Origin of the sequence: Sphingomonas sp. CCH9-E2 (genome assembly GCF_001557215.1) — a bacterium.
Classification (GTDB): Bacteria; Pseudomonadota; Alphaproteobacteria; order Sphingomonadales; family Sphingomonadaceae; genus Sphingomonas.
On record NZ_LSJM01000156.1, the window covers coordinates 1 to 24,849 of the forward strand.

Here is a 24,849-nt window from a genome sequence, read left to right on the forward strand (position 1 = left end):
TTTCATGGTCCAGACTATCATAGTCTCTGGGCCACTCAGCGGGGGGCAGATCAGTGTCCAGCGGCGCATGGATGATCGTCTCGCAATAGGCGCCGAACTTGGCCGTCTGGTCGGCATCGATCATGCGCCGGCTGAGCCGGGCCGTCGTCCCGTCCATATTGGTGAGATCCACAAGATCGCGGAGGATGATGATCTGGCCAGGAAAGCGGCAAGCGATCTGCATGAGGCGCCGGGCATTGGTCGCCGCATATTCCTTATGCACCTCGACCATCGTGATCTGGTTGATGAGCCCGAAGTTGTGGCGCGACGCGGCGAGGTAGTTCTGCAGCCCCTCGTCAGCGAGGTAATTGGTGTCGATGACCAGCCGCTGCATCGGTTCGCATTTTCTGTTCTAAGGGTCTCGTAGCGCTTTGGCGCGATACGCGGCGCAATGCTATCAGCGAACGCCGATCGCTACCATGACACCGACAGCGGGTTCGTTCCTGGCTTGGCCCAAAGGCTCAGCGCGCCAATAACTCCAGCGTGTCCGGATCCCGGATCCCGGCTTCCGCCGAACCAGCGCTCCAGCGCGGCGTGGAACAACGGCCCGGCGCCGGCCTCGGCGAACAGGGTCAGCGACGATCGCAGCTTCATCGCATCGACTTCGCCGAACACTGCCTCGGCACTGGCGCTCCGATCCGCGATGTCCTGTAGTGCGGCGACGCATTCCCTCAACCGCGCACCAAGGACCGGATGGGCCAGATAGGCCCGCGCCTCGTCCAGCGAGCAAATGCCGAAGAAGCGGGCGGTCTCGCTGCGCCCAAGCCCTGCGAGCTGCGGGAAGATGAACCACATCCAGTGGGTCCGCTTGGCGCCGCGCCGAATTTCGCCGAGCGCGGTTGCATAGACCGGTGCCTGGGCCTCCGCGAACCGATCCAACGAGTCCGCGCCCGCGCTCACAGCAACGCGCCTTGCGCAGCCGCGGGCGGATAAACCCGCTCGGGCAGGAGGCTGCCCTTGGGCAGGATTCCGAGCACATCATCGGCCGGCACCGCCGGATCGAGCCAGGCCGCCCAACGGTTGCGCGGCAACGGGATGATCTGGCGGTGATGATAGGGTGCGACGTCCTCGCCGGCGTCGAGCGTCAGCATCGTGAAGGCCTCGCCGACCGGGCTTTCGCGCCAGATGCCGGCGATGCAGAACCAGCGATGATCCGCCATGGTGAAGAGCCATTTGTCGAGGCGCTTCTGCTTCGGGTCCTCGGGGTCGGTGAACTCGTAGAAGCCGTCGGCGAGAATCAGGCAGCGCTGGTCCCCGAACGACCGGCCCTCGGCGCGGTAATTATAGACCGGCTTGCTCTTCGGCCCATGGCCCGGCCAGCTCCAGCGCCGGTTGACGAGCTCGCCGCCACCGCCCGCGGCGCTGCGCACGATCGGCGCCACGTCGGTGATCTTGATGTCCTCGCGCGCCGCGACGTTCGGCGTACCTTCGGGCAGATCGATCTTGATCTTGAGATCGTCGAAATCCTCCATGATCGAGGCGATGTCGACCTCGAGCCGGTAGTCATTGCACATCGACACTCTCCGATTTGCGCCGCACGCCTGTTCGCATTATGTTCTCACCATGAAAGCGAGTCCCTTCGAGTCGGAAGCCACGCTCGGCACCCGCCGCCCCATCATCCGGCGGAATCCCGACGATGCGCAAGAGGTCGAGATGGTCGAGGCCGGCTGGGGCCTCCAGCCCTGGGAGGGCCAGGGAACCAAGCCGTTCAAGTTCATCCGCTCGGAAGGCAAGACGTTTCCGACCCATCGCTGCCTGATCCCGGCCAGCGAATTCCACATCAAGAATGGCGACCGGCGCTTCCGGGTGACGCTCGAGGACGGGAACTGGTTCTACCTCGCGGGCGTCTGGCGACCGGCCAACCCGGACTGGCCACTCAGCTATGCCGTGGTGACGATCGAGGCCAACCCGGACGTCTTCTTCTACCAGGAGCGTCAGGGCGCGGTGCTGCTCCGCCGCCAGAGAATGGAATGGCTCGACCTGACCGTGCCGCAGGCGGAACTGCTCCAGCCGCGTCCCGCCCGCAGCTTCACCGTCACCGAGATCGCGCCGCGTGCGCCCGAACTGCGCCAGACCGAGCTGGCGCTCTAAGGATCAAGGACATGCTTTCCATGGCATCCGCCGTCAGGCCCAGCGACGCCCCCATGAGTGCGACCGACCTGCTCAACGCAGTTCCGGTCAGCGCCGCCCAGCTCGAGGCGGCGCTGGAAGTGCTGGCGACGCTCCCCGCGCACCTTCGCGCCAGCCCGCATGCGCAGGCGCTCGCGCTTCAGGCCTATGCGCGCGAAGCCGGGTTCGAGGAGGAAGCGGCATCCGCGGCGCTCCATGCCCGCGTCACCGCTTTGGCCAAATGGACCGCGGCACACGACCCCGAACGCCAGTCCGATGCGCGATCGGTCCTCGAAGCCGCCGCACGCTTTCCGCTCGGCGACACCGAAACCGGGATCGGGTTCGAGGCCGGCGGCTTCCAGGAGCTGATCCTCTTCATCGACGACTTGCCATTCTGACCCCCGCCGCCGGAATTGGTGGGTAGCGTTCGCGCGCTTCGATGGGATGCTCGTCGGCCTGGGCGCGTACATCAAGGCAAGGTACCCGAGCTGCCCGCAAACTTTCTGCGCCCAGGTGCCGACAGCATGAGGGTTTCCGCATAGCTTCGGAGGATCACCCATACGGACCGCGCGAATGGAAACCGAATTGACCGACCCGATCACTGCCTGTGAAGACGCGATACGTGCCGAGCGCGCCTACAATGTCGAGCACCATATCTATGCGAGCGAGAATGCGGTGTTCGACCGACTGCTCCTGCGGAAGCTTGAGCTCACCGACGCCTATCGCGACCTGTACGCCAAGATCGGGAAATATCCGCATGCGCTGACGATCTTCGCACGGACGCTGGCCGAGACCGCTGCGTTCTGGAACCCCGAAGAGATCGAGAAGGCGCGCCAAGGCCGCGAGCGCCTGGGCAAAGTGAACCAGCTTATCGCGTCGAGGGCCGCCGAGTTGGCGGCGCTGCTCGACGAGCGCAGCGACCTTCGCACCCGTTCGGGGTTTGCGGACGACAGCTTCTACCACATTGTCCAGGCAATCGACGCCGCCGGAACGGGAAATCCGCTCTATGGCAGCTATGTGCGCAAGGAATTGCGTCGCCTGAAAGGGCAGTTCGACCTCAAATACTGGCCATCGCCGAGCGCCTGTGTCGCAGCGATCGGCCATGATGCCGAGCGTGCAGAACTCGAGCCGACGGATCCCGTTACCGCTGCCGCGACCGAAGGCAGCCGGGCATCGCTCGCCGACTTCTTCAAGGCCTGGTTCGAGGCGATGGCGGAGAATGGCACCGACGACGGGGGCTTCATTCCGAGCGGGGTCAAGCTGACCGATAACAGCTATGCCTCATTCGCGAACTGCGCGCTCGACCTTGCGGCCGAGGATCTGGTCGATGGCCCCTATGTGAAACGGCTGCGCCAGCGTGAACGCAAGCGCGCGGCCGCCTAAGCGGTGCCTCGCGCTTCTGCGCCACGCAGGCAAGCGGGGCGGCCACCCCACGCACCACCACCACTCCTCTTCCCGGAAAATCCGGGGGGCGTTGCGGGGGCCGGCCCCCGCAGAAGGGGTATGGCGAGACGCGAGGCTCGCCGTCAGGGGAAGGCCTTCCCCTTTCCGGAACGATGCAGGTCACGAAGGCTCAGTCCTTGCTCGGATCGGGTGGTGGCCGGTAGCTGAAGTCGGTCTTCATCTCGGCGTCGAACGACCAGTTCTGGGCATTGAGCGAATCCATGAACCCCGGCACCTCTCCTGAGGTGAAGAACTGCTCCGGCTCGAACCGGAACCCACCAGCGGCATCCGCAAAGTCATCATCGTCGAACAGCCGGTTCAATTCCGCGTTCAGTCGATTGGATGCCTTGATATAGGCCCGCTCGGTCAGCGCCTGAGCATGTTCAAGCAGACGGTGGAGCGCATAGGCGTCCTCGGCCCGCAACAGGCGGCGCTCGTTCGGATAGCTGATCCCCATCGTGTCGTCGCCCAGCACCAGGACGACGCGATAATCCTCCCAAGCGCCACCCGACACATAGTGCGCGAAATGCTGGTCGCGCAGCGCGAGGATGCGCTCATGCTCGCCGCGCAATTCGGCCGGCAGCCCGCCGCGCAGGTCGAGCGTGCTGCGGTCGCGCCCCTGGCTGTGGACCGCGCGAGCGTAAAGAAACAGCGCGGTCACGAAGAGCGACGAACACAAGAGCCCCTGGGACTCGGTCGCCGGCTTGCCGCGCTCGCGCTGCGCGGCCAGCGTCGTCTGCTGGTCCGACAGGAGATGCATGGTGGTGAGCGCACGGTGCAGGTCGAAGCGGATCGACACCATTGAATGTGCGTTGCGCACCAGCTTGCCGAGGAGCTTGTAGCGCGGATCCTCGCCATGGGCTTCGACGAAGCTGCGCAGATCGATCAACAGCGGCGCATCTGGCACGGCGGGCCTCAGTTCCCGGCCGGGCATATGCGGCACGCGCCGGTCACCGCGGCGCGGCGATCTGCAGGTCGAGCCGCGCGATCTGCGAGCGCAGCGATTGGACCCATTGCTGCTGCGCGCCCCTCAGCACGCGAAGCGCCTGTTCGACCTCGCCGACGCGTTCGGTCGCCTCGACTTTGGCAGCGTCGCAACGCGCCTCGATCTCCGCCCAGGCCTCGTCCGAGAAGTCGTGATCCTCATCGTGCTGTTCGTTGTGATCGGCCCAATGGGCCTCGCCGAGCGTCGCGACCAGCCGGTCGAGCGCTGCTTTCAACGTCGTCTTGGCGGCTTCGATATCGGCATGCTCGGTATCGCGCAGTGTGAACGAGATACCAGTCGAGCACGCTGTGCAGCATATTCTCGAGATGATGCGCGTCTTCGGCTTCGATATCGACCGGCTCGCCGATCGGATCGCTGGTGACGCGGCTCGCGAACGACATGGGCTCGCGGACAGCCTTCTCGACCTCGGCATAGCGACGGAGCGCGGCGCGCAGCAACGTGGCCAGCGTTTCCCGGTGGGAGATGCGCGCTTGAAGGTTGCTGTCCTTGAGCTGCCGCCAGACCGGTATCCCGGCAAAGACCGCGACCACGATCGCGGCGATCCCCACGAGCAGCGTCTGGAAATCATAGATGAAGCATCCGATGCTGCTAAGAATGCAGTGGCCAGTCTGGCTGCAGGTCGTCATCGCATCTCCTAGACTGACGGCAATAAGGCCAAGGGAGGAGACTGAACAGATGGGCGGCAACACCTTCGGCCTGACCGACCGCGACTATGCGGTGCTGCTGCTCGGCGACGCCGATCTCGAAGCGCAACTTCGCGCCATTCGCGGCCAGTTGCACCAGCACGCCCAAGCGGACGCGGCGCTTCAGGACGACATCAAGGATTTGGCCGAGCGCGCGAGCAAGGCCTCGGGCGAATATGGCATGCACCTGGAGAATAGCTGGGTCGACGAGATGCACGGCTCTGTGTTCCAGGACGCCGCGCATTCTGCGTCGGCGATCGGAATGCTCGCACCGCTCCTCGAATCCCTGTTCGTCGGGATCTTCGGCGGCATCCGCGATATCGAGGCACCGGTGCGGCCAGTGACGCCTACCGGCCCGCGCGCGGGTGCGATCTCGGACAAGAAATTCTGGGATCCGCATTATGTGTTCAGCGCGACCGGCAGAAAGGACAAGGACGTGCTCCGCGGCATCGTGCAGCTGGTCGAGGCCACCGGCCTCGCGTCCCAGATGCCCGCCGACTATGTCCAGATGCTCGGCGCGATCTTCGGCTACCGCAACAAGATGCTCCATCACGGGTTCGAATGGCCTGCGGCCGAGCGCGCCAAGTTCGAGGCGACGATCGTGCGGGAGGGATGGCCGCCCAATTGGTTCGACCGCTCGCAGACCAATGGCGAGACCTGGATCATCTATATGAGCGATGCGCTGATCCGCCACACGCTGACCAAGATCGACGAGATGCTCGACGGCATCGGCGCGTTCATCCAGGCGCGCTATCCATGATGACCGACCCAACCGAAGCGGTCGTGCAGTTCGAGCGTGAGCCGTTGCGGCTCCCCTGGCCGGCGGACGGCAATCCCGGCGCCTTCCTGCAATTCGAGACCGGAGCCCAGTGGCGCGACTTCGTCACCGGCCTGGGCGTCGACCCGCGCATTCCCGCTATCGTGCGGGCCAGGTTCGACCGGGCGCAGCGGCTCTATCTGTTCGGCTGGATCGATTTCAACCTGATCAAGGCCGGCGAGCTGGCGGCGCTGATCGCCCTCGAGCTGTCGCTGATGGACCGGTATGGCGGCGCGATCTCCAGGCGCAAGCGCAGCTTCAAGACACTGCTCCTGCACATGGTTGAGGTTGACGGGCTGACCGATGCCCAGATTCCGATGTCTGTTCGGTGCGGCGGAAAGGCGATCGGCCAGCTGACCGGCGAAACCAAACCGACGCTAGCCGACCGGCGCAACCTGCTCGCGCATGGCGATCCGTTCGACGGCCTTCCGACCGGCGGGCTGCTCGAGCTGGTGCGCGACCTGATCAACTATGCCTATCGTGGCTATATTGCCGAGGCGGCAGCGATCGGCCGGCCGGCGTGAAGCCCGCCGGTTGAACGGGCTTCTGCTGTTCAGTCGTCGATTTGAAGGACCAGCAAGTCGATCAGATTTCCAGGCCGATCGGAACAGGGATGTTCGAGATGGATGGAGTAGCCATCGCCCTCATTGGCCTGCACGCGGCGGACCAGATTCTGGAATGATGCGAGATCGGCGTCGCTGCCGCTGGCAGGCTTGAGCGACCCGCCACCTTCGCTCCGCGTGAAAATGAAATTCCCGCCGCCCTCAACGAGCTCATCGATAAACGCCAACGCAGGTCCCCTTTTCCGGGTGTGTTACGAACCGGCGGCCATTCTTGTCCAGCGGCTAGGGCAATGGCAGGCGCACCGGCGCGAGCGTGAATATGGCGCGGATCACCAGCGCTGTCGTATCATGCCCCAATGAGCAGAAAATTGAATTCGGACGACCTTGGCAGCAAGGGCGAGTCCAGGTTTCCCGAACTGTGTACCGATGCCAGTCTCATTCCCAACCCCTCGACCCGGGACCGAAAGGGCTGGGACTATGTGGTCGATTGGAAATTCACCGAGCCCGGCCCCCTCGACAGCCGCCCGACGCCTCGATCCTGTCTGGTCCAGCTGAAAACGGTTTGGGCCGGGGCCAAGACCGTCAAGCTGCGGCTGTCCTCGTTGGAGCATATCGCCAAGGACCTGAAGCCATCCTTCCTGTTCGTGCTCGAGGTCGATGACGACCTGAACTTCGCCGGCGCGCGCGTGGCGCATCTGGAGGGTGCATTGCTCGGCCTCGTTCTGGAGAAGCTCCGGAAGGCCACCCAGGACGGCAAGGCCGCGAACAAGGTCGAGATCGCACTGCCGCTCGCGCGCTGGTTCGAACCGATCGCGGCAACCGGCATCGCCGCCCGTGCCGCGTTCGAGAGGGCGATCGGTCCCGATATGGGTGCCTACGCCATCGCCAAGCAGCGACAGCTGAAGGAGCTTGGCTTCGGCAAGGACCGCCTGACGATGACGACCTCGTTCCAGGCCGACGAGGATGAGGTACTCGACGCCTTTCTTGGCCTGCGAAAACTCAGCAATGTGACGGTGGAGACGCTGGAGACCCGGTTCGGTCTCGCCCTTCCGTTTCCTGACAAGGGAAGGATCGAGGACGGCGAGCTGGAGATCACGCCCCAGCCCTTCGATCGCTGCGAGATTGTCGGCCGCGATACCGGGGACGGCCGTGAGTTCCGGTTCCGCGGCGACATCTATGGCTTGCCTGCACCGATGCTGACCGCAGGCCGGTTCAGATTCCTCGCCCGCACGCCGATGTTCAGGCTCCTGATCGGAGGCAAGCTCGGCGACAAGATGTCGACGAAGATCTCGCTCACCCTGGAAACCGAGCAGATCGCGAAGATGAAGGTGAGCGCTGCGGAATGGGGCACGCTGCACGGCTTCCTCGTGGCGCTCGGGCGAAACCAGCTCGAACTCACTGTTCAGATCGGAAAATCCGAGCCCCCGATCGTCAGCCCGGTCACGACCCAGATCGACCCGGCCACGGTCGGCCAATGGGCGGCCGGCGAGCGGATCGCGTCCGCTGCCGATCGGGCGCTCAGCGCTGCGGGATGGCCGGCCACGAAATTGTCGCTCCAGACCCTGGTCGAGGCGTCGAAGGCGCTGGACCTGCTCGACGCGCTCATCAACCGCCCGGGCGACTTGTCGCCGATGAACTTCACGATGAGGTCGAAGCTGGGCGCCGAAGCGATCGCCTTCGGCAAATCCACCGAGACGCTCTATTTCAGCCTTATCGGCCTCGAAGGTCACTTCCTGGTCTATGTCGCGACGATCGATCTCGTTCCCGAACCCGATGGCGACCGCATTTGCTGGACCGGCTCGAACTACCGATTTCGCGACATCGCACGCATCAAGGCGACGGAGCCGGCCTATAAGCGCTTCATTGCCGATACGCAGCGGCGGACGGGCATCGCCAGCTTCTTCGCGACAGGCACGGAAGAAGACGGCGACACCGACAAGACCTGATTCGGCCGGGCGGCGGCGTCTACTCCGCCTCGAGCGGCGGGGCCGAAGGATGGCGGTACATGCGGTCGCTGATGTCGCGGTCGCCCCAATCCTTGAAGGTAGCAAGCACATCCAGCAGCGGATGGGACTCGACCGCCGACGGCCGGTTGAGATCGCCGTAAAGCTCGTCGGGCGCCCGGTGGTGGAACAGGTGACACAGGCTGTTCGCGAGCACATCGGCTGCGACGACGATCGGATCCTCATCGCCCACGGGCGTGATGGTGAGGCTCGTTACCTCGGTCACGACCTGGAGTTCGGGCGGTATCTCGGCCTCGAAGCGCATCTCGGCGCTCACCACCGCTTTGGTGAGGGTATCGAAGCCGGTGGCGCGGCTCGTCCGGGGATCGAAGTTCAGCAGATCCTCGGCCTTTTGCCGGAACAGCTTCGCGATCGGCGCGTCGACATTGTCGGTCCGCACCACGATCTCGACCGGGCCCGGGCGGCGTTCCTCAACATAGGCGACGATGTGGGCGTAGAGGCCCGTGAACAGGATCGCGTGGAGTGACTCCGCCTTTTCGCGCGGGCTGCCGACCTTGATGCGGGGGTTGGGGTTCAATGCCGCCATTTCCGCCCTGGCCTTTGCGTGCAGCGCCTCGGTCTTCCGGTGCCAGGCGTGGAAGCCGGCGACGTGGATCGCGTACCAGAAGCAGGGCAGCTTCAGCGCAAGGACCGCCGCGAAGATATCGGCGCGCAGGCCAGCCTGCTGCGCCGGAGCGAGATCGGTGATGTGGAGCTTGCCGTCGGTGCCGCGATAGGGCGCGATCGCCGCCTCGAGCTGCTGCTCGGCAAGGCGGAGCTTTTCCTCGGGCACGAACAGGCCGGCGAACACCCCGACCTGGCCGGGGAATTGCTCGTCCTGGTCGGCATAGCCTTTTGCCCCGGATTCGTCGCAGGCGAGTATGATCTTCATGGGATTTCGACTTTCTATCGCACCTGCCCGCCACCGGTCAGGGGCGTCGACAGGATGATGGTTTCATGCGGCCCCGCCGGTGCGCGTCCAAGGACATGCAACGCGTTCAGGTAGCGATGGCGCTGATGCCCTTCGACAATGACCAGACGCACGTCCGGCAATCGCGCACCGCCATCGATGACGCCGACCGGAGTAGATAGGAGCAGCATGGGATAGTCCCAAGTCCCCCCATCGAGCGCGACAGCCGTTGCGTGCCGGTCGGCGCCGCCGCGCCGCTGGAACGTGTCATAGTCGAACCGGGGATGCAGCTCGCCGCCCCAGGCGCGATGGATAGAGGCGAGAAGGTCGTCGCCGCGCCACAGGCGGCGTTCCCAGCCAAGGCTGTCCAGCGGCAGGAAGCTGAAGGGCGAATGGGTCCAGTGCCGGTATATCCACTGCTCGCACAGGTCACGGGGCAGATGCCCGAGCGCCTGGGCATTCCGCGCCCACCAGCCGTCGAACGGTTCCTTGGCGTGGGTCGCTTCACCCACCGGCCGGAGCGTATCGGGCCAGCAGGGTGGTGGCACATGGTCGAGGTCGAAAGGTCCCATTGCGCAGTCATAGCGCGCGGGCGCATGACCGGAAGCCGGACCGGCGCCGCGGGAGAAACGGAGTGGATGAGGACAAGCCGCGTTGGGGCATTTGGATCGATGTCGAGGGGTTCAGCAATTTGTGGAGCGCGGGCGATCTGGCGCTGCGCGGGCTTGGAGAGCTGACACGCCTGATCTTCGAGATCGGCCGAAATTGCTATCCGAACGACGGCGAGCGGCTGTTCGCGCACCAGATCGGCGACGGCTTCTACATCGCCAGCGACTTCCACGAGGAAAGCCTGGACCGCTGCGCGGCGCTCGCCATCATGCTGATGCGCGGCATGACCGAGGCCGGCTGCGTCGCCCGTGCCTCGATCGCCGAGGGCGATCTTGCGGATTATAGCGGGTGCCGGCCACGCGCGGTGCAGGCCGAGGCGCGGCGCAACGGAGATTCCGACATTGTGGCGCTCGGCGCCGGGCTGATGACGCTCCAGGCGGTGATGGGCCAGGGCCTGATCAACGCGGTGACGGTGGACAAGTTGAGCAATACCAAGGGTGCGATCGTCACGCTGGCGGCGGCAAATGCCCACCGGCTGTCGGAAGGGTTCGTCTCCCGGGCGCTGGAAGAGGCGCCGGCGATCGTCGCACTGGACTGGGTGCATTCAACATCGCCGAGGATCGACGAAATCGTCGAGGGGGCCGGACTGGCCAACCCTTCACCCGAGATTTTGGCAGATCGGCTCATCGGCTATGTCGCCGGGCAAGGCTTGCCGCAGCGATGGAGCGAGCCGACGTTTCGATACGCGGGCCTCGCCGTGTGACCTGCGCCGCCTCCGGCAGCCGGGCAGCAAGTTCGGCTGCGTAGCCGAACAGAGACAGGCGGGGCGGCGCGCTGGCGTCGCACCACCCCGTCCTTTTTCCTGGAAGCTTTCGATCGGCACGCCGGGGCTCCTTCGCAGAGCTTAAGGCCGACCGCGACCGCGAGGATCCCCGCGCGCCGGTTACTGCTTGGTCACGGCAGTCACCTCTCCCGTACTCCCTGCAATCTTCACGTCAAACGCCACCTTGTCGCCGACAGCCAGGCCTTCGAGCAGCGCGGGCCTGGCGTCGAAGGTCATGGTCATCGCCGGCCAGTTGACCTCGGGGATGGCCTGATGGTCGAGCGTGATCTTGCCGGCCGCCTTGTCGATCGCCGTGACCGTGCCGCTGCTCTTCGCCATCTGCGCGCCGGCCGGCATCGCCATATTGCCCATGTCGCCGGACATATTGTCCATGCCAGCCATGCTGCCCGACGGATCGGCCATCGCGGTGTTGGCGGGCGCCGCCGCATTGGTCTCGGCGTTCGGGCCGCATGCGGCGAGCAGGCCGCCAAGTCCGAGCGTTGTTGCGATATGCAGAAGTTTCATCGTCGTCTCCTTCAGGGTTGATCGGTGGTGGAAGGCTTGGTGCGCCGCCGCATCAGCAGATAGGCGGCGGGGATCACGAACATCGAGAGCAAGGGCGCGGTGATCATGCCGCCGATCATCGGCGCGGCGATCCGGCTCATCACCTCCGAACCGGCGCCGGTACCGACCAGGATCGGCAGCAGGCCCGCGATGATCACCGCGACCGTCATCGCCTTGGGGCGGACGCGCTGCAGCGCGCCTTCGCGCACCGCCAACCCGACCTGCTCAGCATCGGGATCGGGGCCGCGTTCCTCCAGCGCGTGGCGCAGATAGATCAGCATCACCACGCCGAACTCGGCGGCGACGCCCGCCAATGCGATGAACCCGACCCCGGTCGCGACCGACTGGTGGTAGCCGAGCAGGTAGAGCAGCCAGAAGCCCCCGGTCAGCGCGAACGGCAGCGTCCCCATGATCAGCGCCGCCTCGCCGACGCGCCGGAAGATCAGGAACAGCAGCAGGAAAATGATCGCGAGCGTCGCTGGCACGACCAGCTTGAGCCGGTCGACTGCACGCTGGAGATATTCGAACTGCCCTGAATAGGCGATCGACACCCCCGGCGACAGCTTGACCTGCCGCGCCACTGCCTTTTGCAGGTCGGACACGACCGAGGCGAGGTCGCGCCCGCGCACATCGACATAGACCCAGGTCGAGGGCCGCCCGTTCTCGGTCTTGAGCATCGGCGGGCCGTCGGCGATGGCGATCTTCGCCACCGTGCCAAGCGTGATCTGCTGACCCGAGGGCGTCAGCACCGGCAGCGCGCGCAGTGCCTCGGGACTGTCGCGCAGCTCGCGCGGATAGCGCACGCTGATCGGATAGCGTGCGAGGCCCTCGACCGTCTGGCCGACATTCTCGCCGCCGACCGCACCCGAAACGATCGCCTGGACGTCGGCGATGTTGAGCCCGTAGCGCGCCGCCGCCGCGCGATCGATGTCGACGTCGATGTAACGCCCGCCGGTCAGCCGTTCCGCCAGTGCCGAGCTGACGCCGGGCACGGACTTCGCGACGCCTTCGATCCGGCGGGCGATGCGATCGATTTCGGCCAGGTCGCTGCCCGATACCTTCACTCCGATCGGGCTCTTGATGCCGGTCGCGAGCATGTCGATGCGGTTGCGGATCGGCGGCACCCAGATATTGGCGAGGCCGGGTACCTTCACGGCCCGATCGAGTTCGTCGACCAGTTTCTCGGGCGTCATCCCGGGCCGCCATTGGTCGCGCGGCTTAAACCGGATCGTCGTCTCGAACATCTCGAGCGGCGCCGGGTCGGTCGCACTCTCGGCACGGCCGGCCTTGCCGAACACGCTCTGCACCTCGGGCACGGTCTTGATCATCCGGTCGGTCTGCTGGAGCAGCTCCGACGCTTTCGCCGCCGACAGGCCCGGCAGCGCCGAAGGCATGTAGAGCAGGTCGCCCTCGTTCATCGCGGGCAGGAATTCGCCGCCCAGCCGCGTCGCCGGCCAGGCCGTGGTCGCGAACACCAGCGCGGCGATCAACAGCACGGTCTTCGGCCGCTTGAGCGTCCAGTCGATTGCCGGCCTGTAGATGGCGGTCAGCACGCGGTTGATCGGATTGGCTTGTTCGGACGGGATGCGCCCGCGGATCAGCCAGCCCATCAGCACCGGCACCAATGTCACCGACAGGATCGCCGCCGCCGCCATGGTGTAGGTCTTGGTAAAGGCAAGCGGCGCGAACAGGCGGCCTTCCTGCGCCTGGAGCGTGAACACCGGCACGAACGACAGTGTGATGATCAACAGGCTGAAGAACAGCGCCGGCCCGACCTCGATCGCCGCCTGGGTGATCACCCGCCAGCGCTCTGCGCCGGCAAGTGCCTCGCCCGTGTGATCATCCTCCCAGCGCTCGATCGCCTTGTGCGCATTCTCGATCATCACGATTCCGGCGTCGACCATCGCGCCGATCGCGATCGCGATCCCGCCGAGCGACATGATATTGGCGTTGACGCCCTGGACACGCATCACCACGAACGCGGCGAGCACGCCCAGCGGCAAGGTCACGATCGCGACCAGCGCGGAGCGGACGTGCCAGAGGAACAGCGCGCAGACGAGCGCGACGACCACGAACTCCTCCATCAGCTTGGACGTGAGGTTTTCGATCGACGCGTCGATCAGCTGCGAGCGGTCATAGGTGGGAACGATCGCGACGCCGGGAGGCAGGCTCTTCCTCAAGTCCTCGAGCTTGGTCCGCACCGCCTCGATCGTCGTTCGCGCGTCGGCGCCCGAGCGCAGGATCACGACACCGCCCGCGACTTCGCCGTCGCCGTCCAGCTCGGCGATGCCGCGGCGCATCTCGGGGCCGATCTGGATCGTGGCGACGTCGCCCAGGGTCACCGGCACGCCGCCGGCGGCGGTCCGAAGCGGGATCGCACGGAAATCGTCGAGCGATTTCAGATAGCCCGAGGCACGGACCATATATTCGGCCTCGGCCAACTCGACGACGGCGCCGCCCGCTTCCTGGTTGGCACGCTGGATCGCATCCACGGCCTGTTGATGGGTGATGCCGTAGCCGGCCAGCTTCACCGGATCGAGCACCACTTGATACTGCTTGACCATGCCGCCGATGCTCGCGACCTCGGCGACGCCTGGCAGGCTCTTCAATTCGTAGCGCAGGAACCAGTCCTGCAAGGATCGGAGCTGCGACAGGTCATGGCCGCCGGTGCGGTCGACCAGTGCATATTCATAGACCCAACCGACCCCGGTCGCGTCGGGACCGATCGCGCTCCTGGCGCTCTCGGGAAGCCGCCCCTGCACCTGGTTCAGATACTCGAGTACGCGGCTGCGTGCCCAATAGAGGTCGGTGCCGTCGGCGAAGATCACATAGACGAAGCTGTCGCCGAAGAAGCTGTAGCCGCGGACCGTCTTCGCGCCGGGAACCGAGAGCATGGTGGTCGCGAGCGGATAGGTGACCTGGTTCTCGACGATTTGCGGCGCCTGACCCGGATAGGAGGTGCGGATGATCACCTGCGTGTCCGAGAGATCGGGCAACGCATCGATCGGCGTCGCGCGCACCGCCCAGAGGCCCGCCGCGACCAGCGCGAGCGCGCCGAGCACGACGAACAGCTTGTTCGCCACGGACCAGCGGATGAGGGCGGCGATCATTGACCCGCCTCGCGAGTCATACGGCGGAACGTCGGCCCCTCGGGCGGTCGGTCGAAGCCGAACCGCACCCGGTCCCCGACCTTGAACCCGCGTGCAATCGCGGGCGCGCCAAGCCGGAAGGTCATGGTCATCGCCGGCCATTTGAGCGCAGGCACGGGGCCGTGGCTCAGGGTCACGCCGGCCGCATTGATCCTGTCGATCCGTCCGACCGCCTCGTACAGCGCCGTTTGCGCGACGGGCGCCGGCGCCGCGCCACCGATCGGGCGAGCCTGCACGTTCGACAGGCTCGCCTCGGAATCGAGCAGGAACTGACCCGAGGCGACCACCTTCTCGCCATCGGACAGGCCTGCGAGGATCTCGGTCTTCCCTCCCCCTTCGGCCCCCGTCTGCACTTCGGCCGGCTGGTAGCGACCATTGGGAAGCGCGAGCATCACCAGGCTGCGCTTGCCCGTGCGGATCACGGCTTCGGACGGCACCAGCAGCTCAGAGCGCTCCGCGCCGCCGAAATCGACGCTGGCAAACATGCCGGGCCGCAGCACTCCGCTGCGATTGGGCAGCTCGATCCGGACCGTGAGCGTGCGGCTCTCAGCCTGGACATCGGGCAGGATCGCGGTGATGCGCCCAGAGAAGCGCTGGCCGGGGAATGCGGCGAGCGTCGCGGTCGCCATCTGGCCGAGCTTCAACTGCCCCGCCATCGCCTCGGGCACCGCAGCATTGAGCCAGACGGTGCCGAGCCCATTCACTTCCGCGAGCGTCTGCCCTGCGGCAACGGTCATGCCCTGCCGCACCCCGAGTGTCTTGATCGTGCCGCCGGTCGGCGTCGACACCGTGACTACATTGTGCGGTCGCCCGCCGCGCTCGACCGCGGCGATCGTGCCCGGCGGCATGCCGAGCAACGCGAGCCGATCGCGTGCGGCGCGGATCAGCGCCGCATCCCCGGTGCGTCGGACCGCGAGATATTCGGCCTGCGCGCCGGCCCATTCGGGAACGAGAATATCGGCGAGCGGCGCGCCTGCGCCGATCACGTCGCCGGGCGCTCGACCGTAGACGCGCTGGACGAAACCGGCGGCACGCGCCTGGACGATCGCCACGTCGCGCTGGTTGAAGTCGATCGTGCCGGTCGCTGTGAACCCGCTTGCGAGCGTGCCCCGTTCTACGGTTGCGATGCGCAAGCCCAGGCTTTGCACCCTTGCCGGATCGATCGACAAGCCCGGCGCTCCCGATGCCTTATCGGCATATTTGGGAACGAGCTGCATATCCATGAACGGCGATTTGCCGGGCTTGTCGAAATGCTGGCTCGGCACCATCGGATCGTACCAGTAGAGGATCTTGCGTCCTCCATCGGCGACAGTCGCGGACGGCGCGCCGGTCTGGCCGAGCCGGGCGATGCCATAGCCGGCGGCGCCCGTGACGAGCGCCAGTGCAACGGCCGAAAGGGCGAGCCGGCCCCGTGAAAGCTGGATCGTCATCGATCGTCTCCATAGGTCAGCACCAGCCGGGCAGCATCGCGCACGACCGTCGCTTCGCGATCGAGTGTGAGCAGCGCGGCATCGACAAAGCTCGATTGCGCGGTGATCAGGTCGATCAGGCTCGCGCGACCTGCGGAATAGCTCGCAGTCTCCAGATCGACGCGTTGGCGGGCGAGCGGGAGCAGCGTATCGCGCGCGCGCAACCATTGCTCATGGTGCATGGCATGATCGGCGAGCCCGGCCTCGAGCTCGGCCGCGAGCGCACGCCGCACATCTTCCCGCTCGGCCTGTGCCGCACCTTCAGTCGCGATCGAGGAGGCGATCATCGGATTTTGGCGGTTCCGCGAGAACAGCGGCAGGCTCACCGTCGCACCGACCGAGACCATGTCGCCATATCCGCTTCCCCGGCGCTGATAGGAGAGGTCGAAGCTCCAGTCGGATCGCTTGTCCGCGCGGGCCGAGGCGACACCCGTTTCGGCAACGCGAACGCGAGCATCGGCAAGCGCGAGGTCCGGGTGACGGTCGATCGCCGCGCGGAGCGCAACCGGGTCGATCGCGAACTCCGGAATGGGGCCCTCGACCTCGGGGTTGGGGTCCCCGGTCCACCGCGCAAGCGCCGCACGCGCACGCGCGACCTCGGCCGCGACTTCGCTGCGGCGATCCTGGAGCGCTGCGATCGCCTGACGAATTTCGAGCGCCTGCGCTGGGCGCGCTCCCCCGGAGGCAATGCTGGAGGCCGCAGGCTCGACATAATCGGCGAGATCGGCCAGCGCGCCATCGATGACCGCAAGCCGCCGCTCGGCATAGGCGAGGTCGATCCACGCGAGTGCGGTCGCGACGCGCACGCGCCGCAATTCCACGGCGCGAAGCGCTTCTGCAACGCCGACATCGGCCTCGGCGCGACCCGTGCGTGCGTGGCGTTTGGCGAGGTTCGGCACGTCCTGACTCACGCCCAGGCGGAGCATCGTCATTTCATCGCCGCCGAAGGTGAAGGCGGGCCGACCCGAGATCGGGAAATTGTCCAACCCTACGCCGATCCTGGGATCGGGCAACTGTCCTGCCGGTCCGACGGTGGATCGCCGCGCATCGACGTCGAGCGATCGTGCGCGCAGCGAAGGCGCCTGGTCGACCGCAACGGTCAGTGCCTCGTTGAAGGTCAGCGGCTCGGCCAACGCCGAAACGGGAAGCGCCGCGAGCAGCGGCGCCAGCAAAAGAATGCGCATGACGGTCTCCTATTGAAGGAACCAGCCGGAGCCCGGGCGGACGAAGCATGGCCGCTCCGCCCGCACCGGGTCCGGTCAGCCTCAGCTGGCCGGGTGGCGCTTGGGCGCCATGCCGGTCATCGTCATGCAGTTGCCCGCGTGCGACTTCATCATCGCGCAGTCGCAATTTGCGGCAGTTTGCGAATTGTCCGCCAACCAGACCCGGTGCGGGGCAGCGAGCGGCGCCCGAGGACCCGGCTGCTGCGTAGCCTGCCACTCATAGTGGCCGGAGGCGGTAGCCTGATCGGCCGTCTGGGCAGCGGCGGGAAGCGGAACGGCGGCAGCCAGCGCCGCAGCGATGTAACCAAAGCGAATCATGAGAATATCCTTCGACTGAATTCAGGGATCGCGCGGAGGCGCCGCGGATCGCACGCGATCCATGCCCGGCGCCGCTGCGCGTTGTTTGAAATCAGCTAAGGAAGGTAGGTGGCTCGGGCTCGGGCCCGTAGGAACGGCCGGCGAGTGGGGTTGCCGGGGAAACAAGAAACAACGGCGGCGTCACGGGCCCGAGGACCGCAGGCAGCGGTCCGCTTTCCAGCACGACAGGCAGCGTGCAGCCCATCTGCGCGATGCAGGCGAGCGTCATGCCCTTGCAGGGCTGAGGCCCTTGTTCCGGAGGTTGGGGCTTGGCCGGCGCCATCATCTCGGCGCAGTCCATGCCGGCCATGTCATGCCCCGTCATCGCGGTCGGCTTCTCGACCGCCGCTTTCGCGAGGCCCGGCCCGTATGCGAATGCCGCCTGCGCGCCGAACAGGCCGGCGAGGGCGCCGGCGAGGAGCAGTAGGGCAAGAACTCGCTTCACGGCATCAAGGCCCGTTCGATCCCAAGGCGTGCAACCTGTCGGCACGCGACCCGGAATAGGGCTTGCCACAGTGTCAAGGTCAAGGGGTTTCGATCGCCGCCCGCCGGGTCGTTGTAAGTGGACCCGACGAACCAGAAGCTCGTTGGACACCGCACGACCCAATTCTCGAAGAATAGGGGGATGGCGTGTCTCGTCGGGCGCGGCCTCGGGATGGCGCGCTTCGCGATATGTGCCGAGGCCGCGTTAGTGCCGCGCATAGACGCGCCGCCCTGCCGGGCCGAACGCAATCACGTCGAACCGCTGCGCGCGTTGCCCGGCGACCTCCATCCCAGGCGAGCCGATCGGCATTCCCGCCACGGCCAGCCCGGTCACGCCCGCCGGCCGCTGGGCAAGGACGCGCTTCATGTCGGCGATCGGGACATGCCCTTCGAACACCATGCCGTCGATGATCGCGGTGTGGCACGATACCAGTTCGGCCGGAATCCCATGCTTGCGCAGCAGCGCACCGCGGTTCGCGTCGTCGATCATTCGGACCTGACGACCGAACTGCTTGCGGACTTGCACCGCCCATTGCTCGCAGCAGCCGCAGCCCGGGTCGCGATGAACGGCAATCTGCTGCGCTGCAAGCGCACTCGCCGGCATCATCACGAGAAGCAGTGACAGCCACATCCTGTTGCCCCGCATTGGTTTCTCCCTGACAGATTGGACACTCGCTCGAAATACGCAAAGGCCACGCCTACCCCTCGCGCAAACGCCCATGGGCAGGCAGGCTGCACTCCCGTCCGGCGACCTTGCGCAGCCCAGGACGCGGTCACCATGCCCTCAATTCGCGAGCCAGCGCTGACCCGCAAGTGGTTCGGTCAAAATCACTCGGATCACGACGAAATTCAGAGCGCGACGTCGCCCATAGCTGTATAGACAGATATCGAATTCATATAGGGAAGAGGAAGCGATCTTTGGCGACGGCAGCATCTGACGTGATTTTGGAGCAGAGCCTGCCCCGCTACATCGAGATCAAGCGCCACATCGTTGCCGCCCTGCGTTCAGGAGCGCTGAAACCGGGAGACCGGGTCCCGTCGGAAGCGGAGATCGTAGAGCAGTTCGGCGTCTCGCGCATGACCGCCAATCGCGCGCTGCGCGAGCTCAGCACCGCTGGCATCATCGTGCGCCGCGCAGGTGCCGGCTCCTATATCGCCGAGCCCAAGCCGATCGGTCACATGATCGAGATCCGCAACATCGCCGAGGAAATTCGCGCGCGAGGCCATAGCTATCGGTCACGCGTCCTGTGCAACGAGGCGCTGCGCGCGGATCCCGATGTCGCCGAGCTGCTCGGCGTCCGCGCGGGCACGCGCACCTTTCACAGCATGATCGTGCACCACGAGGCGAAGTTTCCGATCCAGCTCGAGAAGCGGCTCGTTCTCGCCGCGGCAGCGCCTGATTACGGCGTCACCGATTTCAACACGGTCACGCCGAACGAATATCTGACACGCGTGGCGCCGCTGGAGCGTGTCGAGCACCGGGTCGCTGCCTCGATGCCCGATGCCGAAACCCAGGCGCTGCTCGGCATGGCGCCCAATGTGCCCGTCCTGGTCATGACTCGCCGGACCTGGAGCCGGGGGCTACTCGTGTCGCATGCGTGGCTTACGCATCCGGCCGACCGTTACGAGCTCTCGGCAACCTTCGCGGTCGATGCCGGCTAAGCGCTGCGCGAACGTCTGCGCAAACGCAGCCAGCGGAAATCCGCTGCCCTGAAGCTCTTGAACAGCAGGTAGAAACCGGTCCCGGAGAGCCAGAGCACGCCAAAGGCCACGAAGATGATCAGCGGATGGTTGAAACTGATCCGGCTGACATAGTCCATATTGTGGAGCATCCAGAAAAAGTCCCAGGTGCGCCAGGTGTCGCCGCGCGTCACGAGATGCCGGCCAGTGGTCGCGGAAACATAGGCGCTGCTATGCTCGGCATCGTCAAAGTCGATCCGCCACATCGGGCCCGAATGCTCGCGTGCTTCGAGATTGGGCTTGGTGAGCAAGCTGGCTTTCACGACGCGCGCGGCGATGCCGTGCGAGGCAATCTCGGTCGCCAGTCCCTGGTCGATCTCGATGCGGGCGCCGGTGGTCGCGTCAAGGATGCGGGTGCCGCCTGCATCGCGGACCTCATAGACCGGCCGTCCTGCCAGGTCGCGGACCGCCAGCGCTTGGGCGCTGCCGTTCTGTACGAGACTGGCCGGATCGATCAGACCTTCGGTCTGGAGCGGCATGGCATGGGGCGCGGCGCCGCCATGACCACCGACCGCATCCGCATCGAGCGTCGCCATCATCGCTCCGCTCAGCGCCCAGAGCAGGAACTGCAGACCGAGGACGAGGCCCACCCATTTGTGGATTCGCCGGAACAGGAGCGGCGAGAGACGGATACGCATCAGCGCGCCTTTCGTTTGCGGCGGGGGAACGACCAGAACAAGAGCCAGGCGCCGGTCAGCCCCATGGCGAGCGCGGACCAGGTCGCGACCTGCAGCAGCGGATTGTTGACGTTCTCGCGGTCCTTGTAATCCATGATGTGGAGCATCCACGCGAAATCGAACGCGCGCCACAGCAGGTGCCGCTTGGCAAGCAGCTCGCCGGTCGATGGCGAAAGATAAAGCGTGGGCCGGTTCCATCCGGCGAACTCCACCTGCCAGTAGGGCGGCGGCCGCGATCCCATCTCCTGCTCAGGCGTCGTCAGCAAAGTGGTGCGGACGATCTCGCCGCTGCCCGCATAGTGCTCACGCGCGAGCTGGCGCGCTTCGTCTGCAGTGAGCGCGGGCAGCGGCGTACCGGTCGCCGCATCGAACGCCAGCGTGCCGTCCTTGCCCTGTGCGCGCCAGACGCGGCGACCGAGCCGCTGCTGCAGGCGCAGTTCGGTCAGACCCGGCACCTGTGCGGCGATCCTGGCCGGAGGCACGGCACCGGCGAGGGAGACCGGAGCCTTGACAACCGGCCGGACCAGATGATCGCCATGGATCGTGTCGATATGGACGACGACCATATAGAAGCCGGTCGCCGTCCACAGCACGACCTGGATGCCGACGAACAGCGCCAGCCATTTGTGCGTGCGGCGGACGAACAACGGCCAGCGGATTTTCGCCATCGCTCAGAAGGCCGTGCGGAAACCGACATAGAAGCGCCGGCGCATCAGGTCGTAGGTCATGGTGTCGGTGTTACCGTCGGTGAAGCTGGCGATATAGGGTGCAGCCTTGTCGAACAGATTGTCCACGCCGATCTGGAACCGTGTCTTCGGCGTGATCTCGAAGGCGATCTGCAGGTTGTGGTAGAAGATGTTCGGCGTACGGTAGCCGATCGCGGTTGGTGCGGCGTTGAAGTCGGTCGCGGTGCCGATCCACTGGGTCGACCAGGTCAGGCTGACACCGTCCTGCTTGCCGGTGATCACACCGTAGCCGCGCCATTTCGGGTAGCCGCCATTGCCGCCGCCGATATGGCCGTCAAAGACGATCGGCGCGCCGCCAGGGAACGGCTCGATCACATATTTGTCGAGATAGGTGACATTGAGATCGACGCTGAGTTCCAGCCGGTTGATGCGGTGGCTATAGACCAGACCCAGATCGAGCCCGCTCATCATTTCGCGCCCGGTATTGATCGGCTGAGCCGAGAGATAGGTTACTTCGCCAGTGAGCGTGCTGCGCCTGAAATCCCTGCAGAACGGGTGAGACAGGTTGGTGCTGGCATAGCAGACCGATAGCTTGGTCGAGCCGGGAATGGCACGGATCGCGCCGGTGATGTCGATGTCGAACCAGTCGGCGGTGAGCGACAGGCCAGGCACGATCCCCCGTGGCTGAAGCACGGTGCCGAGCGTCCAGCTCTTCGAGGATTCGGGCTTGAGGTTCTGGTTCCCGCCGACCGTCGTCAGGATCGTCGTACCCAGCTGGACATAGCCTGCAGGAACCCCGGACGCACGGCAATTGGCGACAAGCGTCGCATTGGTGCTGGTCGAATAGCGGCTGCACGGGTCGGTCGTCGTGAGGTTGCCTTCCGACACCCCGCCAAACAGCTCGGGGACGTTGGGGACGCGGAAGCCCGTGCCATAGGTGCCGCGGACGCGAACGCCTTCGACGATGGTCCAGTCGGCGCTCAGCTTGTAGTTCCAGTCGCTTCCGAACAGGTCATAGTCGGAATAGCGGATCGCACCATCGACGGTCAGCGCGCGAAAGAAAGGCGTGTTCGCGAGGATCGGTACCGACAATTCGGCATAGGCTTCCTTGGCCTGGGTCGTGCCGGAAATGGGCGATTGCTGATTGGTATTGGCGACGCCGGCGACCGTAAGCGGGTCGGGGTTGCGCCAGCCCTTCTCGCGCCGGTAGCTGACGCCGGTCGCGAAGGACACCGTTCCGGCCGGGAGGCGGAACAGGTCGCCGCTGAGGTCGCCGGTCACCGACAGGAGGGAGTTCCCGCCATGGTCGCGTGAGGTGAACAGGATATAGTTGAGCACCGACGGCGTCAGGTCGCCAAATCCGAGATAGTCGCCGCACGGGATCGCGGCACCGGGGGCATTGCTGCACCGGGAGGTGTCAAGCGTCTCGCCAACCCGCTGGAGATTGGCGATGTTGGTCGAGCCATCGACCGCGGTATTGCGGCCATAGGCGCCCGCGACCTCCCAGCTCCATCCATTGCCGAGCTTGCCGCGCAGGGCCAGCGTGCCCTGCCACGTATCGCTGCTCTGGAAGAACTGGCGCGGCCCGGGCTCGGCAAGCCGGCGCTGGATCAGAACCAGATTTTGTCCGGTGGGATTGGTCGGGTTGCTCGCCGGGATCGACAGGTTCCTGAGCGTGCCAGGGGTCGCGATCTGGTTCGAGTTGCGCCGGGTGTAAAGCATCTCGCCAAAGACCTGGATGCCACCCAGATCGTAGTCCGCGAACACACCCGTGCTGATGCGTTCGATCGGGCTGACGGCGTTCAGGAACGGCGCCGAATTGAAATTGTGCTTGGCGGCGCTGTAGGGCTCGTAGAAATTGCCGTTTTCGCCGGGCACCTGATTGAAATTGATCTGCTGCCCATTGGGCAAAGCTGCGCGTCCGCCGATCGTCGAGGCGCTGTTGACGCAGCTGAGGGTTCCGAGGCTGGTCTCGGCCAGCGCGCAGGGCGCGCGCGTTGCCATGTTGATCGGTTCGGTTTTCTGCCAGGTGGCCGCGACGAGGAAGCCGCCGCGCTCGCCGCGCACGCCCCACAAACCGTCGATCGTATAATCGGCACCGTCCCCGCGTGCGGTGATCCCGCTGCGCCCGCTGATGGCGATGCCGTCAAAGTCGGTCCGCGTCACCAAATTGACCACGCCCGCCATCGCGTCGGCGCCGTAGATCGCCGAGGCCCCGTCCTTGAGCACTTCAGTGCGCGAAAGCGCGGCCACCGGAATCATGTTGAGGTCGGGCGATGAGTTCGCGCCGGTACCACCGGCGACGAGGCGGCGGTTGTTGAGCAGGACAAGCGTGCGCTTGATGCCCAGGCCACGCAGATTGACCTGGGCGGTACCGTACCCGTTACCGGTCCAATAGGCCGAGGTCTGGTTGCCCGCGAAGCCGGCATTGGCGGGCAGGCGCTGCAATAGCGTCTCGACGTTGACGATGCCCGTATTCTCGATTTGCTCGGAAGAGACGACAGTGGCCGGACCGACGCCTGCAATGTCCTGCCGACGAATGCGGCTGCCGGTAACGAGGATTTCGCCCTGCGTCTCGCTCGTGGCGGTTTCGGCAGCGGGGTCTCCCGGCGCGGTGGTCTGCGCCATGGCCGGCGCAATCGGCGAAAGCATGGTCGCTGCGAGCAGAATGCGAGCGGTTTTCATCTTGCCCCCCCTTTTTTGGCTTTGTCCCGAAGCCGGAAGAGAGACCAATTGTATATACAGGTCAACAGAAAATAATGAATTAAATCAAAACGATAGCTGGACGTTTTGCGAGTATAGCCCCTTTTATTACGCAATTGCGGCGACCACCCCTCATCCGCTGAGAATTTTTCGCGCAAGCGCGTGTTCGCTGCCACCGTCGCCGGTCCATCGACGCAATCCTTTTAACTTGCGTAATAGGGTTGGCCGGACCGGCGGGAAGCACCGGTCCGGCCGCGCGCACCTATCGGCGCCGCCTTTGGCCGGGCGCGAAATGGGCGGGATCGCCCCGGCACTGCGACCGCGAGGGAGCGGACGCTTCAGGTACGCGGAAGCATTGCCTTCATCTGGTCGATTTCCTGGCGCTGCGATTCGATGATGCGGTCGCACAGCGCCTTGATCTCGGGATCGCTGAGCTTCGCTTCCCGGCACATCAGGATCGCGCCCGAATGGTGCGGAATCATCGATCGCAGGAACTGGGCATCGCCAATGGTCGTCTGGGTGCGGATCAGCCCATAGCTGGCGACGAATACTGCCAGGGAACCGAGCAGCAGCAGCCCGTTTGCGCGCCTGGACGGGAACATGTGCGGCATTGCGACGATCATCAGGACGATCATCGGCGTGACCATCATCAGCGTCATATAGGCCATGTTGAGGTTGTTGTAGAAGCTCGACAGGCCGTCGATCATCACGAACATGACCGCATACATGATGATCGCGCCCACGAGCGACTGGACCGCAAGGTTGATATAGGGATTCTTCATTTCCACCTCTC

At 65.5% G+C, this 24,849-nt stretch carries 27 protein-coding genes and 1 pseudogene; 9 read left to right on the forward strand and 19 right to left on the reverse strand.

The window, feature by feature from the left end; translation table 11 throughout:
* The 3 genes and pseudogenes from AX681_RS08230 to AX681_RS08240 all read right to left on the reverse strand — a co-directional run.
* Positions 1-373, reverse strand: a pseudogene (locus tag AX681_RS08230) (hypothetical protein); the annotation flags it as partial.
* An 80-nt stretch (positions 374-453) separates the two neighbouring features.
* Positions 454-939 (reverse strand): DUF1810 domain-containing protein, encoded by a 486-nt coding sequence (locus AX681_RS08235; protein WP_082738008.1) that lies wholly within the window; start codon positions 937-939, stop codon positions 454-456.
* Positions 936-1,553 (reverse strand): SOS response-associated peptidase, encoded by a 618-nt coding sequence (locus AX681_RS08240; RefSeq protein WP_066661405.1) that lies wholly within the window; start codon positions 1,551-1,553, stop codon positions 936-938. Before AX681_RS08240 ends, AX681_RS08235 begins: the two co-directional genes overlap by 4 nt.
* A 49-nt stretch (positions 1,554-1,602) precedes the next feature.
* Between AX681_RS08240 and AX681_RS08245 the strand changes: the two genes are divergently transcribed.
* The 3 genes from AX681_RS08245 (at position 1,603) to AX681_RS08255 (ending at position 3,531) form a co-directional block, all read left to right on the forward strand.
* On the forward strand, positions 1,603-2,130 hold the full coding sequence (locus AX681_RS08245) for an SOS response-associated peptidase family protein (RefSeq protein WP_066661394.1): 528 nt from the start codon (positions 1,603-1,605) through the stop codon (positions 2,128-2,130).
* A 53-nt stretch (positions 2,131-2,183) separates the two neighbouring features.
* Positions 2,184-2,546: a hypothetical protein gene (locus tag AX681_RS08250; RefSeq protein ID WP_066661384.1), complete on the forward strand. Its 363-nt coding sequence runs from the start codon at positions 2,184-2,186 to the stop codon at positions 2,544-2,546.
* Between the two features lie 175 nt (positions 2,547-2,721).
* Positions 2,722-3,531: a hypothetical protein gene (locus AX681_RS08255; protein ID WP_066661381.1), complete on the forward strand. Its 810-nt coding sequence runs from the start codon at positions 2,722-2,724 to the stop codon at positions 3,529-3,531.
* A 190-nt stretch (positions 3,532-3,721) separates the two neighbouring features.
* Here AX681_RS08255 and AX681_RS08260 read toward each other — a convergent pair whose 3' ends face one another.
* Together AX681_RS08260 and AX681_RS08265 are read right to left on the reverse strand one after the other, a co-directional pair.
* The gene (locus AX681_RS08260) at positions 3,722-4,498 is read right to left on the reverse strand and encodes a hypothetical protein (protein WP_156442802.1); all 777 of its coding nucleotides are present in this window, start codon (positions 4,496-4,498) and stop codon (positions 3,722-3,724) included.
* A 43-nt stretch (positions 4,499-4,541) separates the two neighbouring features.
* Positions 4,542-4,811 (reverse strand): hypothetical protein, encoded by a 270-nt coding sequence (locus tag AX681_RS08265; RefSeq protein ID WP_066661363.1) that lies wholly within the window; start codon positions 4,809-4,811, stop codon positions 4,542-4,544.
* A 73-nt stretch (positions 4,812-4,884) separates the two neighbouring features.
* On the opposite strand from AX681_RS08265, the gene AX681_RS08270 reads away from it, so the two are divergent.
* The 3 genes from AX681_RS08270 to AX681_RS08280 are packed head-to-tail and all read left to right on the forward strand — an operon-like array spanning position 4,885 to position 6,621.
* Positions 4,885-5,235: a hypothetical protein gene (locus tag AX681_RS08270; protein ID WP_066661360.1), complete on the forward strand. Its 351-nt coding sequence runs from the start codon at positions 4,885-4,887 to the stop codon at positions 5,233-5,235.
* Between the two features lie 37 nt (positions 5,236-5,272).
* The gene (locus AX681_RS08275; protein ID WP_066661354.1) at positions 5,273-6,040 is read left to right on the forward strand and encodes a hypothetical protein; all 768 of its coding nucleotides are present in this window, start codon (positions 5,273-5,275) and stop codon (positions 6,038-6,040) included.
* Positions 6,037-6,621 carry a hypothetical protein gene (locus tag AX681_RS08280; protein WP_231734902.1) on the forward strand — a complete coding sequence of 195 codons (585 nt, stop codon included), beginning with the start codon at positions 6,037-6,039 and terminating at the stop codon, positions 6,619-6,621. Before AX681_RS08275 ends, AX681_RS08280 begins: the two co-directional genes overlap by 4 nt.
* 29 nt (positions 6,622-6,650) lie before the next feature.
* Here the strand turns inward: AX681_RS08280 and AX681_RS08285 are convergent, their stop codons facing one another.
* Complete coding sequence (locus AX681_RS08285; RefSeq protein WP_066663336.1) at positions 6,651-6,887, reverse strand: hypothetical protein; 237 nt, start codon at positions 6,885-6,887, stop codon at positions 6,651-6,653.
* A gap of 129 nt (positions 6,888-7,016) precedes the next feature.
* Between AX681_RS08285 and AX681_RS08290 the strand changes: the two genes are divergently transcribed.
* On the forward strand, positions 7,017-8,606 hold the full coding sequence (locus AX681_RS08290; RefSeq protein WP_156442878.1) for a hypothetical protein: 1,590 nt from the start codon (positions 7,017-7,019) through the stop codon (positions 8,604-8,606).
* A 19-nt stretch (positions 8,607-8,625) separates the two neighbouring features.
* On the opposite strand, the gene AX681_RS08295 is transcribed toward AX681_RS08290, so the two are convergent.
* Complete coding sequence (locus AX681_RS08295) at positions 8,626-9,555, reverse strand: hypothetical protein (RefSeq protein ID WP_066663325.1); 930 nt, start codon at positions 9,553-9,555, stop codon at positions 8,626-8,628.
* A 14-nt stretch (positions 9,556-9,569) separates the two neighbouring features.
* Positions 9,570-10,145 carry a hypothetical protein gene (locus tag AX681_RS08300; protein WP_066663322.1) on the reverse strand — a complete coding sequence of 192 codons (576 nt, stop codon included), beginning with the start codon at positions 10,143-10,145 and terminating at the stop codon, positions 9,570-9,572.
* 62 nt (positions 10,146-10,207) lie between these two features.
* Between AX681_RS08300 and AX681_RS08305 the strand changes: the two genes are divergently transcribed.
* On the forward strand, positions 10,208-10,945 hold the full coding sequence (locus AX681_RS08305) for a hypothetical protein (RefSeq protein ID WP_066663314.1): 738 nt from the start codon (positions 10,208-10,210) through the stop codon (positions 10,943-10,945).
* A 180-nt stretch (positions 10,946-11,125) separates the two neighbouring features.
* Here the strand turns inward: AX681_RS08305 and AX681_RS08310 are convergent, their stop codons facing one another.
* The 7 genes from AX681_RS08310 to AX681_RS08345 all read right to left on the reverse strand — a co-directional run bounded on the left by AX681_RS08310 (position 11,126) and on the right by AX681_RS08345 (position 18,896).
* Complete coding sequence (locus AX681_RS08310; protein WP_156442877.1) at positions 11,126-11,530, reverse strand: copper-binding protein; 405 nt, start codon at positions 11,528-11,530, stop codon at positions 11,126-11,128.
* Positions 11,531-11,541: 11 nt separating this feature from the next.
* Positions 11,542-14,679, reverse strand: a complete 3,138-nt coding sequence (locus tag AX681_RS08315) for an efflux RND transporter permease subunit (RefSeq protein ID WP_066663306.1) — start codon at positions 14,677-14,679, stop codon at positions 11,542-11,544.
* Positions 14,676-16,148, reverse strand: a complete 1,473-nt coding sequence (locus AX681_RS08320) for an efflux RND transporter periplasmic adaptor subunit (protein ID WP_066682037.1) — start codon at positions 16,146-16,148, stop codon at positions 14,676-14,678. The genes AX681_RS08315 and AX681_RS08320 overlap by 4 nt, the downstream gene beginning before the upstream one ends.
* Positions 16,145-17,371 (reverse strand): TolC family protein, encoded by a 1,227-nt coding sequence (locus AX681_RS08325; protein WP_066660872.1) that lies wholly within the window; start codon positions 17,369-17,371, stop codon positions 16,145-16,147. Before AX681_RS08325 ends, AX681_RS08320 begins: the two co-directional genes overlap by 4 nt.
* An 81-nt stretch (positions 17,372-17,452) precedes the next feature.
* Entirely contained in the window at positions 17,453-17,728 is a 276-nt protein-coding gene (locus tag AX681_RS08330; protein WP_066660869.1) for a hypothetical protein, read from the reverse strand.
* A 91-nt stretch (positions 17,729-17,819) separates the two neighbouring features.
* Positions 17,820-18,212, reverse strand: coding sequence for a hypothetical protein (locus tag AX681_RS08335; protein ID WP_066660866.1), 393 nt, complete (start codon positions 18,210-18,212; stop codon positions 17,820-17,822).
* 243 nt (positions 18,213-18,455) lie between these two features.
* Positions 18,456-18,896 (reverse strand): DUF411 domain-containing protein, encoded by a 441-nt coding sequence (locus tag AX681_RS08345; RefSeq protein WP_066660863.1) that lies wholly within the window; start codon positions 18,894-18,896, stop codon positions 18,456-18,458.
* A gap of 272 nt (positions 18,897-19,168) precedes the next feature.
* On the opposite strand from AX681_RS08345, the gene hutC reads away from it, so the two are divergent.
* Positions 19,169-19,912 (forward strand): histidine utilization repressor, encoded by a 744-nt coding sequence (gene hutC, locus AX681_RS08350; RefSeq protein ID WP_066660852.1) that lies wholly within the window; start codon positions 19,169-19,171, stop codon positions 19,910-19,912.
* Here the strand turns inward: hutC and AX681_RS08355 are convergent.
* From AX681_RS08355 to AX681_RS08370, 4 genes are all read right to left on the reverse strand, one after another.
* A complete protein-coding gene (locus AX681_RS08355; protein ID WP_066660881.1) occupies positions 19,909-20,631 on the reverse strand; it encodes a PepSY domain-containing protein in 723 nt (240 codons plus the stop codon). The two genes, hutC and AX681_RS08355, sit on opposite strands and share 4 nt — an antisense overlap.
* Positions 20,628-21,335: a hypothetical protein gene (locus AX681_RS08360; RefSeq protein WP_066660850.1), complete on the reverse strand. Its 708-nt coding sequence runs from the start codon at positions 21,333-21,335 to the stop codon at positions 20,628-20,630. Before AX681_RS08360 ends, AX681_RS08355 begins: the two co-directional genes overlap by 4 nt.
* A 3-nt stretch (positions 21,336-21,338) precedes the next feature.
* A complete protein-coding gene (locus AX681_RS08365) occupies positions 21,339-24,038 on the reverse strand; it encodes a TonB-dependent receptor domain-containing protein (protein WP_066660848.1) in 2,700 nt (899 codons plus the stop codon).
* 356 nt (positions 24,039-24,394) lie between these two features.
* Positions 24,395-24,838: a DUF305 domain-containing protein gene (locus tag AX681_RS08370; RefSeq protein WP_066660878.1), complete on the reverse strand. Its 444-nt coding sequence runs from the start codon at positions 24,836-24,838 to the stop codon at positions 24,395-24,397.
* Positions 24,839-24,849: the final 11 nt, after the last annotated feature.